The 15,576-nt window shown below is 57.8% G+C and carries 14 protein-coding genes and 1 pseudogene; 12 read left to right on the forward strand and 3 right to left on the reverse strand.

Going from position 1 to position 15,576, the window contains the following annotated elements:
* Positions 1-48: 48 nt before the first annotated feature.
* The 12 genes and pseudogenes from HS1genome_RS08495 to HS1genome_RS08540 all read left to right on the forward strand — a co-directional run bounded on the left by HS1genome_RS08495 (position 49) and on the right by HS1genome_RS08540 (position 12,304).
* Positions 49-342, forward strand: coding sequence for an ArsR/SmtB family transcription factor (locus tag HS1genome_RS08495; RefSeq protein ID WP_126450442.1), 294 nt, complete (start codon positions 49-51; stop codon positions 340-342).
* A 4-nt stretch (positions 343-346) separates the two neighbouring features.
* Complete coding sequence (locus HS1genome_RS12080) at positions 347-586, forward strand: hypothetical protein (RefSeq protein WP_158613763.1); 240 nt, start codon at positions 347-349, stop codon at positions 584-586.
* Between the two features lie 2 nt (positions 587-588).
* The gene (locus tag HS1genome_RS08500) at positions 589-1,407 is read left to right on the forward strand and encodes a DUF4097 family beta strand repeat-containing protein (protein WP_158613764.1); all 819 of its coding nucleotides are present in this window, start codon (positions 589-591) and stop codon (positions 1,405-1,407) included.
* A 127-nt stretch (positions 1,408-1,534) separates the two neighbouring features.
* Positions 1,535-4,078 carry an ABC transporter transmembrane domain-containing protein gene (locus HS1genome_RS08505; protein WP_126450446.1) on the forward strand — a complete coding sequence of 848 codons (2,544 nt, stop codon included), beginning with the start codon at positions 1,535-1,537 and terminating at the stop codon, positions 4,076-4,078.
* A 528-nt stretch (positions 4,079-4,606) separates the two neighbouring features.
* Positions 4,607-6,046, forward strand: coding sequence for an alpha-L-fucosidase (locus HS1genome_RS08510; protein WP_197721481.1), 1,440 nt, complete (start codon positions 4,607-4,609; stop codon positions 6,044-6,046).
* A 125-nt stretch (positions 6,047-6,171) separates the two neighbouring features.
* A complete protein-coding gene (locus HS1genome_RS08515; protein WP_126450448.1) occupies positions 6,172-6,411 on the forward strand; it encodes a DNA polymerase II in 240 nt (79 codons plus the stop codon).
* Complete coding sequence (locus HS1genome_RS08520; protein WP_126450450.1) at positions 6,392-8,083, forward strand: DNA polymerase domain-containing protein; 1,692 nt, start codon at positions 6,392-6,394, stop codon at positions 8,081-8,083. Before HS1genome_RS08515 ends, HS1genome_RS08520 begins: the two co-directional genes overlap by 20 nt.
* Positions 8,080-8,642, forward strand: a pseudogene (locus HS1genome_RS13335) (hypothetical protein). Before HS1genome_RS08520 ends, HS1genome_RS13335 begins: the two are co-directional and overlap by 4 nt.
* A 115-nt stretch (positions 8,643-8,757) precedes the next feature.
* Entirely contained in the window at positions 8,758-8,889 is a 132-nt protein-coding gene (locus HS1genome_RS13080; RefSeq protein WP_268243598.1) for a hypothetical protein, read from the forward strand.
* A 1,171-nt stretch (positions 8,890-10,060) separates the two neighbouring features.
* Positions 10,061-10,186, forward strand: coding sequence for a zinc-ribbon domain-containing protein (locus tag HS1genome_RS13340; RefSeq protein ID WP_478219191.1), 126 nt, complete (start codon positions 10,061-10,063; stop codon positions 10,184-10,186).
* On the forward strand, positions 10,183-10,659 hold the full coding sequence (locus tag HS1genome_RS08535) for a hypothetical protein (RefSeq protein WP_126450454.1): 477 nt from the start codon (positions 10,183-10,185) through the stop codon (positions 10,657-10,659). The genes HS1genome_RS13340 and HS1genome_RS08535 overlap by 4 nt, the downstream gene beginning before the upstream one ends.
* Before the next feature lie 685 nt (positions 10,660-11,344).
* Positions 11,345-12,304: a zinc ribbon domain-containing protein gene (locus HS1genome_RS08540; protein WP_126450456.1), complete on the forward strand. Its 960-nt coding sequence runs from the start codon at positions 11,345-11,347 to the stop codon at positions 12,302-12,304.
* A gap of 196 nt (positions 12,305-12,500) precedes the next feature.
* Here HS1genome_RS08540 and HS1genome_RS08545 read toward each other — a convergent pair whose 3' ends face one another.
* The 3 genes from HS1genome_RS08545 to HS1genome_RS08555 all read right to left on the reverse strand — a co-directional run bounded on the left by HS1genome_RS08545 (position 12,501) and on the right by HS1genome_RS08555 (position 15,455).
* Positions 12,501-13,193, reverse strand: coding sequence for a methyltransferase family protein (locus HS1genome_RS08545; protein WP_126450458.1), 693 nt, complete (start codon positions 13,191-13,193; stop codon positions 12,501-12,503).
* Positions 13,194-13,628: 435 nt separating this feature from the next.
* Entirely contained in the window at positions 13,629-14,366 is a 738-nt protein-coding gene (locus HS1genome_RS08550) for a GNAT family N-acetyltransferase (RefSeq protein ID WP_126450460.1), read from the reverse strand.
* Positions 14,367-14,519: 153 nt separating this feature from the next.
* Positions 14,520-15,455, reverse strand: coding sequence for a putative CRISPR-associated protein (locus HS1genome_RS08555; RefSeq protein ID WP_126450461.1), 936 nt, complete (start codon positions 15,453-15,455; stop codon positions 14,520-14,522).
* Positions 15,456-15,576: the final 121 nt, after the last annotated feature.

A 15,576-nucleotide genomic window follows, 5' to 3' on the forward strand; every position in this document is an offset into this window, starting at 1 on the left:
GGACAAGGCTTAATAACATGTAATCTAGAGATTACACGATGAAAATGAATGGAAGAGTTAGAGGAGTTGGCCTCCAAGTTGGAGGCTCTGGGGCACCCAGTCAGGCTGAAGCTAGTGGCTACGCTCAGATTAGACGGTCCGCAGTACCTCTCGGAACTGGCAAAGAAGGCGGGAGTGAGCAGGGCCCTGGCGAAGGTACACTTAGTGAGGCTGCAGAGGGCTGGGATAGTGAAGTCCAGGGTAGTCCTCTCTCAGAAGGAGGCAAAGGCGCTACGCTACTACGAGTTGGTGGACTTCAGCATACTAGTCTCCCCGGACGAGATTGTGAGGTTGATGAGGTGATAGAATGAGCGAGCGTAGGACGGACTTCCTAGTCGCCACTTTGGTGGTGTGGCTCTCTGTGCTAGTCGTGTCGGTGTTCATGGTGGTGTTCACCGGAGTCCCGGGGGTCGTCTTCGCCTTCGTAGTGATCCTCGTGGCCCTAGGAGTGTGGAGGAGGACGAGGTGGAGGGACGACGAGGTGGCGCAGAGGTTGGAGTCCATAGAGAGGAAGCTGGACGAGATAAAGAAACAGCTGGAGGAGTAAACGTGAGACTGATTCTAGCTGTTCTAATAGTGTTACTGGTGCTGGCTGTAGCTGCGACGCTGGACGCGCTGATCTACCTAGGGCAACTGCCTTCAGGAACAAGGACGTTCTCGTTAACAGAACCCTCAAACGTGACGAAGTTGAAGGTGAGCGACATAAACGGTTACGTTCAGGTCCACCAGTGGAGTCGCTCCTACGTGAAGGTGAACGGGACCGAGTCCTACCTCCCCCCTGGGGTCCGAGTACTAGTGGTGAGGAGTGGGACGGCACTGACGGTCGAGGTCACTAGGCCCGCTTTGCTATCCTTCCTCCCCATTCCCTTCTTCGTCAACCTACAGGTCTGGGTTCCCTGGAACCTGACGGCCTCGTACTCGGTCGGTGACGTCAACGGTTACGTTCAGCTCAACTTACTGAACTTCACCTCCCTCTCCGCTTCCACAGTCAACGGGGAGGTGGTCCTGAATCTCAGGAACGGGGGAGAGGCCCTCGCCTCCACCACTAACGGCGAGATCGACGCTGCAGTGGGGCCCCTGGGGAAGTTGAGCCTGCAGTCCGTTAACGGTGAGGTCAGACTGACCCTCACCTCCCCAGTGCGGAGCGGATCTTACTTGGTGTCGACGGTGAACGGAGACGTATGGGTGACGCTTCCTGGAGGTTCTGGGGCCTCGGTTTCCCTAGCCACTGTGAACGGAGACGTGAAGGCCTTCGGTAACTTCACTGCGGAGACGTCCAGCTCTACCTCGTTCAGTGGGACGCTGGGAGGGGGAGGGGCCACCTTTCTGGCCTCGACCACCAACGGAGACGTGATCTTCACCGGGTAGCCCGAGCTGAAAGCTTCCCTTCGCGATCCCAGGTCCGGGAAGTCCCTCCACCGTGAGGTGCAAGTTGAAACCGTTCCTGAGAAGTTTAGTTTTCCGCTTAATTTGCCTCCCCCTAATTGCTCTCTCCATGGACAAGTACGTCCTTGAGACCGACCTGAGCCACGACCTCTCGTTCAGGCCGGAAAAGGTGGAGGTCTCTGAAGGACTTCTCGTTGTTCGTCGCGGGGACGAGGTGGTTCTCAGGGTTCCCCTCAAGGACGTGGAGTCGGTGAGGGTCGAGGAAGGGCTGGGGGTGGACAAGCTAGTCCTCACTGTGGGAGGCAGGGAAGTGGAGGCGTGCTACTTCACCCCAGCCAAGAGGGAGGAATTCAGGAGACTAGCTAGAGTGGTGGAGACTGGGATGACACCTGAGGACAGGGGCCTCGAGACCAAGTCCTCCAAGGCCAGCACGCTCTCCTGGCTCCTTAAGTTCATGGCCCCCTACAGGAGGAGGTTGTTGTTGGGTGTGTTGGTTTCCGTCCTACTTACGGGTCTGAACCTAGTCCCCCCTTACCTCCTGAAGGTGCTCATAGACTCCGTCCTCCTCGGTAACCACGATAGGTCCCTCTTCGTCGATCTGACAGCGATCCTAGCGGGATCCTACGGAGCCTACGCCGCGGCCAGTGCAGCCCAGAGCTACCTTCTCAACACCACTGGGCAGCGGGTGGTGAACGACTTCAGGGCGAAGCTCTTCGAGCACGTGATAAACCACTCGTCCAGCTTCATAGACAGGATGTCCTCAGGGAGGATAATATCTAGGTTGACCACCGACGTAGGGAACACGCAGTGGCTCATGGTTTGGGGCCTCCCCACACTCACTGTGAACGTGTTGACGTTGGTTGGAATAGGAGTAATACTCTTCACGATGGACGTCTACTTGGCCCTATTCGTGGTTGTGCCCACTCCCGTAGTGATCTACCTGCTATTGAGGTACAGGGGGAAATCCCACAAGCTCTACCACAGGAACTGGAGGAGGAACTCGGACGTCATATCCACCTTCTCCGACACCATACCCAACTACGCCATGGTAAAGTCGTTCGCTAGGGAGAACTACGAGGTCGACAGGTTCGGGAAACTGGTGGATAGGCTGTACGACGCACAGAAGGACGTCACAAGGATGAACGTTTCCTATTGGCCCCTGATAGGGCTGATCACCTCCCTCTCGACCGTGGCCATCTGGTGGGTTGGAGGGAACCAGGTCATAGCGGGGAGGATACAGTTGGGCGTAATCACGGCCTTCATAGCCTACCTCTCCCTGTTCTACGGTCCAATTAACAACCTCAGCAACGTAATACCTTTCGTCCAACAGGCCGTGACCTCGGGGGAGAGGATAAGGGAGGTGCTGGAGTCCAAGCCTGACGTTCTCCCTCCCAAGGACCCCAAGAGGCCCAACATGAGGGGAGACGTCAAGTTCGAGGGGGTCTGGTTCGGTTACGACCCACTCGTTCCTGTGCTGAGAGGGATAGAATTGACCGTCAGGGCCGGCGAGAAGGTGGCAGTAGTCGGTAAGAGCGGCTCTGGCAAGAGCACCCTCTCCAAGCTCCTCCTCAGGTTCTACGACCCCACGGAGGGGAGGATAACGGTAGACGGAGTCGATCTAAGGGACGTGGACCTCCAATACCTCCGCTCGAGGGTGGGGTACGTCCCACAGGAGAGCGTCCTCTTCGACAGTACCGTTGCCTACAACATCGCCTACGGCTCCCTGCGCCCCGTCACCTCCCTCGAGATAGTTGCCGCAGCTGTGGCGGCCAGAGTGCACGACGAAGTTATGAAACTCCCCCTGGCCTACGACACCAACATGGGTGAGAGGGGCAACTTCCTCTCCGGGGGACAGAAACAAAGGATATCTATAGCCAGGGCCCTCCTCAAGGACCCAGACATAGTAATATTCGACGAGGCTACGTCTAACCTGGACGTCGAGAACGAGAGGGAGATATACGCCGCCATAATGGGGCTGTCGAGGGGGAGGACCACGATCTTCGTTACACACAACGTGAACGAGGTCATGAGTTCGGACAGGGTGGTGGTTATGAGGGACGGGGTGATAGTCGAACAGGGAAGCCCATCCGAACTCGTGGGGAGGGAAGGCGAGTTGAAGAAGCTCTTCGGAGATCAGGCCTGGGAGGTGAGGAAGTTGGAGGAGAGGGACATGGTGGGGGAGGTGAGGAAGCTCCTAGTTCCCCAAGAGGCCAAGTTCACCCAGGGCAATAGGCCGAGCAGGGTGGACTTGACGTTGGGCGGAGTCACATATCGCTACCTCACCCCTAGGTTGGCGTTCCCCGTCACCGACCCTGGGTTCCTAGTACTTTACGACTCCGAAGGGAAGATGGTGGGGTTGATGGAGGACTACAGGACGCACCCCCAGAGGGAAATCCTAGAGAGGGCGGTGTCCCTAAACGACATGGTGGTGAGGGTCAGGGGAGTCAGGAAGATAGAGCTGACGGGGGAGGAACTCAAGTGGACCGTAGTGACGGAGAAGGGCGAGGAGCTCACCGTCTCTACTAAGGGTAGGAGGAACGTGATGGAGGTGGACGGCAGGGTCGTGCTGGTGGACGTGAACGAGAGGGTCTTCGACGTGGAGCTCAGGAAGCTCGATCAGAGGAGCAAGAAGCTGGTGTCTCAGATACTTTAGCGCTCTAGACGAACTGACTCCCATCGTTGCCTTTCGAGCTAACCGTCGCCCGGCCAACACTCGACCTCTTCGTCGCTTCAACGATCTCACCCCCGAGAGTTCCCCTCTTTAGGGTGGACCACGACCTCCTCGATTTCACAGCTAGTCGAGTCAATGTACCGTAAAGGGGCGGAGATCCCCGCCTCCAGAGGTAGTTGGGAGTTGGCCATTCCGCCGACCTCGGACGCAGATCCGAAGCGTCGGTCTAGAAGTCCTCAGGAATCTCCAATAACGTAGTAAGGGATCCACGGGTGTACGAGACCAGTCCCACCGATTTAAGGGGGGCTTAGCCAGCAGAACGCCCTCCACCATCTCCCTTATCCCTGGGACTGGAGAAGGACGACCCCTTCACTTCCCTTTCGACGCCATGGGGAGTTCCCTCGACTAGCAAGCAAAGACTCCCTTCAAACTGAGAACCCCCAGCGTTGAGGTGAGCGGAAACCACACTTATCCCCAAACCTTTTTACTCCATACAGGGGATCGGCCCCTGTGAAGGATCCTTCTGAAGTAGTGAGGTCCCTCAGGACCTTGGGGGTGGAGTGGCCTTCCGGCCCGTTCCGTCCATCCTGGTCCTCCCTCTCGAAGTACGAGGTGCCTAGCTGGTTCACCCAGGCAAAGTTCGGTGTATTCGTCCACTGGGGCCCCTACTCGGTCCCAGCGTTCGGGAGCGAGTGGTACCCAAGGAACATGTACTTGGCCCAGAGGCCGGAATACAGGCACCACCTCGAAAACTACGGTCAACACAGCAAGTTCGGCTACAAGGACTTCTTCCCGCACTTCAGGGGGGAGAAGTTCGACCCCCACAGGTGGGTTTCCACCTTCCTCAGGGCCGGGGCTAGGTACGTCGTGTTGGTCGCGGAACATCACGACGGGTACTCCATGTGGGACAGCTCCCTGAACCCGTGGAACTCCAAGAGGACTGGTCCAGGGCGGGACGTAGTGGGGGAGTTGGCCTCGGCCGCCAGGTCCGCCGGTCTGACCTTCGGTGTCTCCTACCACAGGGCAGAGCACTGGTGGTACTTCGAGGGCGGGAGGAGGTTCGAGTCAGACGTCCGCGACCCAGATTGCGCTTCCCTCTACGGCCCAGCCATGCCCAGGGAGACGAGTCCAGACGACAACTTCCTCACCGACTGGTTGCTCAGGGCCCTGGAGCTCGTTGACAAGTATAGGCCGAGCCTCTTCTACTTCGACTGGTGGATAGAGAACCCCGCGTTCGAACCTTACCTTCTCACCTTCGCCTCCTACTATTACAACTCCGCCCACCAGTGGGGGAGCCAGGTCGTCATAAACTACAAACACAACGCGTTCAAAGAGGGTACAGCTGTCCTCGACGTGGAGAGGGGAAGGCTGGGGAGCATCAGGCACCTCCCTTGGCAGACTGACACTTCTATCGATAGGAAGTCCTGGGGCTACGTCAGGGACTCCAGTTACGTCGACTCCGGCTCGGTCATCGCCGACCTAGTTGACGCAGTGAGCAAGAACGGCAACCTCCTCCTGAACGTGGGCCCGGACTCCGAGGGGGTGATCCCGGAGGGAGAGGTGAATGTGCTCCAGGACGTGGGAGACTGGCTGGGGATCAACGGGGAGGCCATATACGACTCCCGCCCATGGAAGGTCCACGGGGAGGGACCTACGAGGATCAGGGAAGGGGAGTTCACCGAGGGCGACGTTCAGTACACCGGGAGGGACCTGAGGTTCACCGCTCGAGGGGACGTTCTCTACGTCGTTGTAATGGGTGAGCCTGGAGCCAGTGTGAGGGTGAAGTCCCTCTCGACCGACGTCCAACTGATCGACGACGTGGAGGAGGTCTCGCTCCTGGGTTCAGGTCAGGTGAGCTGGGGGAGGGACGAGTCGGGGCTGACCGTCTCCTCTTCCTCAGGCCCCCTGAGTGTCGTCAAGGTGAAGAGCGGGCGTGCCGTTTTCCGCTAGACCTGCTCTCCTTGGAAATACCTTCGTCCTGGTAACACCTCCCTTATACAACTCCAAGATGTCAAAACAAACAGTTTCGATCAACTGTCTTAAACTATTTGTTCTAGAGTTCCCACTTCATCGCCATGGGGAGAACTCAACCGTCGTTCACTTCCGCGGTGGATAGGGAGTTGGGGTTGTTGTCCCTGGTGGCGAGGAGGGCTGGGATCTCCTCGCTCGCCGAGCTCTCCGTTCAGGCGTCGAGGAGGGTCAGGGAACTGCAGAACGCGTCGTACGACGAGGAACTGGATCCAAGGGACGTGGTGCTGCTGGCCCTGATCTCCGTCCTCGCTGAGAGGTGTGAAGGTGGAGGGGTACGTAGTTGACGCCTTGCCGGGGGACGGCCACGTCACCCTGATCCTGGACGGCAACAGGAAGGTCGACGTGAGGACAACCTTCCCTCTCTACGCGCTCACCGACGAACCCGAGAGGGTGATGGAGCACCCAGACGTTGTGGACCACGAGGAGGAGGTGTGGCGCGACTTGGACGGCAGGGAGGTCAGGTTGCACAGGTACGAACTGAGGAACCTCTGGGCCTACAGGTACGTGAGTCGCAAGGTGAGGACGGTGAACAGGATCCCCACAGTCCTCTCCCAGGCCCTCGCCAGGCTCGGCGCATCTCCCTTCAGGAGGGTGAAGGTGGAGGGCGGTCGAGTTCAGGTCCTCCCGCAGGACGAGCTGGCCTTCCCTCCAGTGAGGGTAGCAACAGTCTCCACAGTGGACTGGTACGGACCCTCCACGTCGGGCACCGAGTACGTCGCTTCGGTGGACGGCAGAGTGCTCAGAGGGAGGCTCAGGGACCTCAACCTCAGGGCGGACGTGGTCGAGTGTTCAGGTTCCTCGTGCGACAGGGTGGAGGCCGCCGTGAAGATCAGGTCGGAGGAGAAGAGGTCCCCCGTCTCCGTGAGGGGCCTGGTCGAGTGGTCGTTCCTGAGCAGGACGCCGTTGAGGGAATTGGCGTCTGCCACCATAGGCAAAGCCCTCACCACGAACGAGGCGTGGGTGGCCCTCAAGAGGAGGGTGGTGGTGTGGGACGTGGTACCCAGGGTGGAGAAGCCTAAGACGCTCGGGCAGCTCAGGGCCGCCGACAAGGGAGGGCTAATCTTGTTCCCTAAGGTCGGTTGCCACGATGGGGCAGTGCAGGTCGACTTCTCCTCCATGTACCCCTCCCTCATAGTGAAGTACAACATATCTGCTGAGACCGTGGACGCCTGTCGAGACCTGACGACTGAGGTGGGACACTCCCTCTGTCTGAGGGAGAGGGGGATCGTCCCAGAGGCCCTGAGTTGGCTGCTGAAGAGGAGGGAGGCCCTCAGGTCGGTGGACCAGGAGAGGGCGGAGGCGGTCAAGTGGATATTGGTGGCTTCCTTCGGTTACCTGGGCTACAGGAACTCGAGGTTCGGGAGGATAGAGGCCTACGAGCTGGTCACCTACTTCGCCAGGAAGACGCTCAGGGCAGCCTTGGACATGGCCGGAGAGCTTGGACTACAGGTCCTGCACGGGATAGTTGACTCTCTCGTAGTTAAGGGAGACAGGGCCCTGGACTTCCCCTCCCTCCTCCAGGAGTCCACGGGCCTCAGGGTGAAGTCCGAACCCATGGAGTGGGTAGCCTTCTTTCCGAGGGGGGACGGGTTACCGTACCCAGGCAGGTACGTGGCCAGGACTCCGGACGGCGTCAAGGCGAAGGGAGTCGTGAGGAGCAACCAGCCTAGACTCGTGGCAGACTTCCTGGTGGAACTCCTGGAACTCATGGGAGAGGCGCGGGACTGCGGCGAACTCAGGCAGGTCAAGGGAAAGGCCCTCGAGTTGTTGGGTCGGTACAGGGAGAAGGCCCTCTACGGCTCCCCGGCCGACTACGTGATCTGGGTGAGGGGAGTGCCCTACGTCAGGGGACCGCGAGGCTTCTACGACGCCAGGAGGGGATACGCCGGAAGGGATGCTCTGTACTACGAGAACTACCTAAGGAGGACCTACGAGGAGGTGGTTGGTTGGCTCTGACCACGGGCTTCGGAGAGCTGGACTCCCTCCTGGCCCGGGACGAACTGGTCGAGTTCTACTCCACCGATTGGGGCCTCCTCAGGCTGTTCTATCACAGGGTCATCGCTCTCTCTTCCCCGATCCTGGTGGTGATAGTCGCGGAGAGGGGAGGATTGGACCCGCAGCTGGTGGAGAGGTTTCAGCGGACTTTCGGCGTCAGGGGGACGTGAGGATCATGAGGGCGTTCAAGGTGGAGGACGTCCCTCCCACCCTGAAGGCCACTCAAGTCGACACCGTGGTGGTGGACCCGTACCACCACAGGAGGAAGTACTCCCAGGTGGTCGCGGCCCTGAGGACCTCCCCAGCGAGGAAGTTCCTCTTCAGCTTCATGGACAGGGAGAGGGAGGGATCGACCTTCGGCCTACACTCAGCCCACTCCGTCTTGGAGCTAAGGAGAGGGTTGAGGGGATTCGTGGTGAGGGTGGTGAAGAGCGCCGACGGCCCGGAGCTGGAGTTCCCCTACGGGACGTGGGACATGTTCGGGAGGGGAGGAGAGGGGCTGACCAAGTGGATTCGTTGAGTCCCCCCACCTCTCCCAGATTCAGCTGCTCTTTTCACTTCTCACCCCACATCGGCGTGCATAGGGAGGCGACTCCTCTTCACCTTAGGCGAGACATTCAGGGAAGTAGGACCTCGTGGACCTCATCAATTCGGTCGAAGGAGGTTTCTCTACTCAAGCGTTGGGGACCTTCGACTGGACCGACGTAAACCTGCTTGGAGACGCGTTACCGCTCCTCGAGTGTAAGGCAGTTCACGGGGGGAACTGAGGACTGCTAGGTCGTCGTATGAAAACTAAAGGTTTCTCCTGGGCCACGAAGGGGTGCGGAAAGAAGGAGGTCGACCCCTTACAGAGGTTGCTATTTTATATGATGATTATCTAAAAATAGACATAAATATCTAAATTTTCGAACCAACGACATCGGCCATTTTTGGGAAGTGAATACCTTCCTTCCTGCAGGGCGTGGACCCAGGGCGGGACACCTACAGATCCCACGATCCCCTTACCTACTCGGCCTTGAAGTTCGCGACTGGGTGTCCGGACAGCCTCCTTTCTCCACGTAACTGTGTCGACAAAAATACCTATTATCCACATATTACTATATCTCAAGTGATATAAATTTGGCCGAATTGGTCCTCGACGCCCAAACTAATGAGTTAGAGGGCCACGGAAGTTCGGTTTAGGTCTTAGTAGATCGAGTAGTTCGCTCCATAGGGAGACGTTGGAGGAAAAGTGGTGCCCTCACAAGAGCGAAAGTGGCTTCTACGTAGTAACGTACGGCGACGAGTCCCTTCAGGAGACGTCGCTCCGTCAAAAGGGTCCCATAGCGAGGAACGAGAGAATCACGAGCAATTAGTTCGCCTCTCTATCTGCACCTTCAATTGCAAACTCGTAACCGAGGAAGTTCCTTCCCCAAGCACAACTCGACGATTACCGGCCAAAGGGAACCGTGAGCACCTGATGGGTTGCGGCTACATAATCCCGGGGAAACGGAACGCACAACTTCACGGGTCCAATTGCGTAGAAGAGCGAAGTGGCACTCGCGATCGACGAGACATTCTCGGGGAAAAAGTAGCTTCCGAATATCGTGGAGGAGAACGACGTTCAGGATTAGATAGACCGAGCTAAGTTTGGAGCGATCCTCATTCGAGTCCAGTCACTTCACCTGTTTCGACCCTCTCGTGCAAGTAACCCCTAGACTCAGGTGGGGTCAAAGGCAGCGAGGTGCCCCTTCAATGAGAGGCCTGTTCTCGAAACCAACCCCTCAAACGATTGGTTAGTTGTATCAGAGTCGGAGTCCCAGGTCCAACACCAGGCCGACCTCGAGCCACGTTCCTTTTCCTTCGGTCGTTGAGTGTTTCCTAACATTGATGAAAAAGTTTTAATATTAAGAGTTCATAGCAGTTCAAGGGTCGAGGTAATTGTCCAGGCTATGTTCGGTGTGCGGAAGGGAGAACCCAGACGGGGCCGCCTTTTGTGGGTACTGTGGGAGTCCCATGGCCTCTCAACCCCCTCAGGTGGAACGACCCCTCAACAATTCGAGGGAGATCGAGGGGAAACCGTGATCTACGTCATTTCCTTGGCAGGCTACGACAACGGTAGGTTTCCCACCACCGTCCTCTTGACAGACATAAGGACCATATGGGGGAACGTAGACAGTAAGATTACAGCCGTGAGAACGGCGGCCAGGATCTTGACAGGCGCCGCTCTACCTATACCAGGCGCCGTAGGGAAGTTGGCTGTGGACTTAGCGTACCGTAAGAAGAACACTAAACTCCTCTTGGAGGCTGCCGATCCCTCACTACAGCTCCAGCGCGTCATGGCTCCCCTATCCTCGTTCACAAACCTAGGAAAGGCCACCTACCTGAATCACTCAGACGTGAGAAAGGCGCGGATACACGGAGATAAAGAAGGAGTCGTCTTAACTCTGGAGCCTAGGAGGGGAGGCAAGTGGGTAAACCTGTTCGTGCCGCGGGTCACAGAGGACGCGATGAGGGGAGCACTGATGGAAACTCCACTCGCTTCGCTCCTCAAGTGAATTGCAGAGGCACACCAGGATCCGCAACGGTCTGGAGGGGGAAAATAGACCGACTTAGCTCATCGCTCTGATTCGATGAAGTTGGCGATTTGTTAGGAGAAGAGCTTGGCCCTCACCTCGCCGGTTGTCCTATATTGATTTAGCTATGGGCGAGGCATAGATTAATTCGTTTGCGTCGAAGGTCTGGGACAGCTGCTGAGCGAATCCGATGAACCGGGGGCTACGTGGAACTCTACCTCTTGGCAGGCCAGGCTGGACGGTGTCGCGATATGGGTCGTCTGAACTCATGACGCCTGGTGTGGGAATTACCACGGATGGTACGACGTGAGTTAGTCGACCTCTGAGGTGCGCCTCACCTTGGAAGGGCCTAGACCGGGCCGTCCAAGGTGAGGGTTTCCCTAACCTAAACTTTCGTCTAGTTTACGACTCCCCTTCTGGACGCAGTCGGCTTCCTCGCAGAGTTTACTCTCCCCAGGGTGACACTCGTCTAGATGCGTGTCTATCTTCGTCCCCTTGGCCCTCAAGCGGGCACGCACGACACCTAAACACGCTATTCCAAAATCGAACACGTTTAGTACCTCTCCAAGTTCAACAGACCGAATCCGTCGTCCTAGTATGCCTGAGGTCGGTTCAACTTCGACCTCCACCGCAACGTTTTAATATGGGCATACGTAAATCTCACACAATGCCTAATTGCCCCTACTGTAAGTCTGAAGTCCCATACAACACGTCGTATTGTCCCAAGTGCAACAACTCGTTGGTCGGTTTTTGGGCCTGTCCATACTGTGGGACGTTCAATCCTCCTGGAACTTCCTACTGTGTTAGCTGCGGGAGAAAGCTGCAGACGCAGCAAGTTCCATCCACCGATCAGCCTAACTACTCCCTCCCCTACAGTCCTCCAACTTACACCCCACCCCGTAGGAGCGCAGCCAAGGTCGTTGGAATAGTCCTGGGAGTCGTACTGGTCTTGGCCATGATCGGTGGGGTCCTCTTCTACGTCGACGTAGTCCTCAACGCCCCCCACACCGTCCAGGTCCACACTTCGACGGTTCCCCCACCCACCTCTGGCAACGGGCAGCCGAGTAGCGTCTCAGTGGACTCCCTGGTGCACTCAACTTACTTCCTGACACCGGAGGCGAGTTTGAGTGAAGTCGACGGACTCTTGGCTGTCCAGTCATCCGCCAGCGTACAGGGAGTAGTGTTTCCGGTCAGGCCCTCTGGAAACGAGCTCACTGTAACTCTCGTGGCTTACGTAGATAACTCCACACTCCCGATCGCCTACAACCCTGGAATATCGCTTTTGACAGGTGACGTTTCCGCCTATAACACCCTCGACCCCCAGGGGAGCGTGTGGATCACGATGTGGGGACAAGGAGGCGGGGCTAACGCGAGGGTCTTCGTTAACGGGAACTCGAACCCGTTGGTCCAGGAGTGGTCGGCAGGAGGAGGGGAATTCACCTTCCAATTCGTCAACGACAACGGGTACGTGGAACTCGCCCAGGTGGTGGTGAACGGGGCGGCCTACTCGCCCCACCTGGACACGGGAATTCCGTGGGCCTCGGTCGACGGCGTGGGGATTGTCGCTGACAACGGGGTGCTGCTGGTTCAGAGCCTCGTCGTGAACGGCCAGGTGTTGGTGAGTTGAAGAAACGACGAGAATGGACAGGTTAAATGGCTGAAGGGTGGGTGTGAGATCTCACAGCGTCGCGGGTTCGAGTTACCCGTTCGTTTAACGCGTTGACCTGGAAGTTTGGAGGGACTTCTGCCTCCAGGCGACGGGATTCCTCTCCACTAGCCGAGGTTCCGTATACCAGGTGGGAGAGACCCTCAGAGAGGCCGAATCAGGTGTTCGAAGTAGCTCTCCAAGTCGGCACTAGGACCTCTATGGGGATGGATCTTCCAGCCACTTTTCCCCATCCATACCTCTTGCAGACGTCGGCTACCTTCGCGAGTCTGGGAACGGAGGATCCTAGACTCACAGGAGGAAGGGGATTCATCTTTTTCCTTCCGGACATGAGGCGGTAGTAGTCCGGGAAGCGGGCAACTAGCATCTTCTCCTCCTTTGCGACTCTCCTGTCGTAGATGAAGTAGCTCAGTACCGGCACTATTAACGCTAGGAGTGAGTTAGAGAGCATCGTCAGCCTGACGACGGCCAGAAGAGCTCCTCCGTAGCTGGGGTGCCTGGCGTACCTGTAAGGTCCCCAATTCACTAAACGGTGTTCCTCTTGCACTTCAAGTACGGGCGAAAAGAACCTCCCGAGGGTGATCACCGCCCACAACCTGAGGCCGTAACCGATCGCCACAAAGGTCACTCCCGCCTCCGGAGGAAAGTGGAACTCCCCGACTCCACTGTAGAGGCTAAAGTAGGCCACGAAGAAGAGGAGGAAGAACTGGCCGAAGAGGGTGGCGGAGAACAGGGAGAACTCCCCCCAGTTCCTCCTCCCTCTGCTCCTCCTCAGGGCAGGTATGACGTAACCCGTCAACAACTCCACCGCGAACACAGACCAAGCCGCGTCGTACAGTAGGGCTAGCACGGGAGACGTTAAGGTGGCGGCTTATTAAGGGGTGATGGGAGTTCAAACATCGAACCGAGGTTCCACTGAACTAACACCTCTCGGAATTTGAGTAGGACTCCTTCAGACTCGTCCTAATGTTCACTGAAGTCCGGCCCACCTGTGGTGATCCTAACTCCCAAGCGTACTTCGCTCCAGGTAGGACCCCTCGGATTCGTACGACGCATAGCTAGCTTAGGTCGCCACCAAGGCCGTCGTGGAAGTTCCTTCCCGGACAGAAACGACTGTCGACCGATTTCGCTCGCCGTCTCAGGTCCACCGCCGGTCCCCCAGCACATCCGGAGAGTCTCTGTGACTTCCTCCGCGACTCGGCCGAGGAACTCCTCGCGTTCGATTGCCATCTTTCTCAGTAGGTCGCGGAGGGTCACCCTGGACGAAGAACGTAGCCTGAAAAACTCATTGACGAAGGAACCACCACCTCCTCCTCAACACCTCGAAACCTACGTCCTCGTAGGCCCTCACCGCCGGCTCGTTGTCTTCCCTCACGTGGAGGAGGGTGGTGGCCCCATTCCTCGAGGCGTGGGCTGCCACAGCCGACGTCACGGCCTTGGCGTGGCCCCTACCCCTGAAGCTGGGCAGGGTGAACACCCCTCCCACCACCCAGACCTCTGGTAGGGTCACATAGGCCTCCGCAACCGAAACCAGTTCCTTTCCTTCGAAGGAACCGTACACCACCCTCCGTTCGAGGTACCGGGAGGTCCTCTCGACGTTGTCCCCCCTTCTCCAAACGGATCTGATGAAGGAGAAGTAGGCGGGAGCGTCGGCCGGAGTGAGCCTCCTGGCGTCTCCCACCACGCGCGGCGACCTGCACGTCATGTCGAGGAACGGGACCCTCCCGAGTCCTACCTTGTGCTCGAGCTCGTCCAGTCTGGAAGTGTTGAAGGTCTGTAGAGTGTCGAAGTACCCGCTTACTAGCTCCACTCCGTCCCCGTAAAGCAGGAGGTCTCTCCTCCTCATTCCCCTGTACTCCTGCAGGATCGAACTGCCCTGCAGGGTCAGTCCAGACGCTACCCCCTCCTCTTCGTCCACCAAGTCGTTGAAGAGGTAGACGTAGGTGAGGGGGTCCCGCCTGTAGAGGCTCCTCACTAGCTCCCTCACGTCCTCTGGTAACGCGTCCATCCTCTGGAAGTACACGAGGAGCGTTGAGGAAGTTCAGCCTATTAAGCGTTCCTCGCCCATCTGTCCTGGGAGGTCAGGACAGGCAAACCAACTCAAGGGTGCCAACGAGTGGAACGGACCAGAGCCGGGGTCTCCCTTCGGTTCGCCGACATCTAACCATTGCGGAGGTCACAGAGGTGGATCCACTACTAACGCACCGGTCCCATAGTAGACCATGATTCTCCTCTTCAAGGAGGCCGCGAACTTCTTGGCTTCCTCCAGGGCCCTGTTCTCGTCATCGTAGACCCCCAGGGATTCTAGTGTTTCGGGGTTTACTACGGTGTACTCCCGCAGGACTTTCGTCAACACGTGAGGGACCTCGTACCCAGACGCCGTTCCCGTCTTAGGCGACACTATCCTCCTCTCCCTCAAGGCCTTGAGCACCTCTTCCGACACTTCCTTCCCCTCTAGGAGATCCTTCAGGGGCCTCGCCACGTCTTCCCTCAATGTCACCGGTACCCTAGGCAGGAACACCAGGTGGTCGAAGCTCTCGTGAAGGTAGTAGACGTCGACGTCGTAGAGCATGCCGAGCAAAGTGAGGTAAGCCCCCTCCGGCTTCAGGCCTGGTGAGGCGTGGAGGTAAACTCTGTCTCCAGCGGCGAGGGACTCGCTTATAGAAACGGCGACCTCGTTCGTCAGTTCCTCCATTCCACGCTCGAACTCACCTTGTCCTATCGACCTGATCGTCTTAGTTTCCACTGGTATTCCCCTCCCCTCCAACACCCGTTTGACCGCCTCTCCCGCCAGCGTGCCAGTGGGCGTGTTGGTGGCCACGAGGACCACCCGATCGCATCCAACCTCTTTCTGGGCCTTGAAGAGCCCGTTGAGCTCAGCTGACCTCCTCTCTGGGTCCCCGTTCAGGAAGTCCACCAACTTCCCTAGGAGGAAATCGTGATTTCGTCTCACCGTTTCTTGGAGCGGCGAGTCGAGTGGGATCCTAGATAAGTCCTGGTTTATCCCCAGGCCATTCATTAACTCCTGTTCCGTCCTGTAGAAGTGACCGAGGGAGGAAGTACCCACCAACGAGATGTGAACCTTCCCCATGGCGAACTGTTCAGGGGTCATCTTAATATTCGTTTCTATTCGCCAGATCTCCTCGGGACAGCCTCTGGAAGTCCACTTCTAACTCCCTTCCGACGTATCCGTTCCCACGAACCCCGATTAGGGTGGAAAGTTCCATTGTCCT

The organism is Sulfodiicoccus acidiphilus, assembly GCF_003967175.1.
Lineage (GTDB): Archaea > Thermoproteota > Thermoprotei_A > Sulfolobales > Sulfolobaceae > Sulfodiicoccus > Sulfodiicoccus acidiphilus.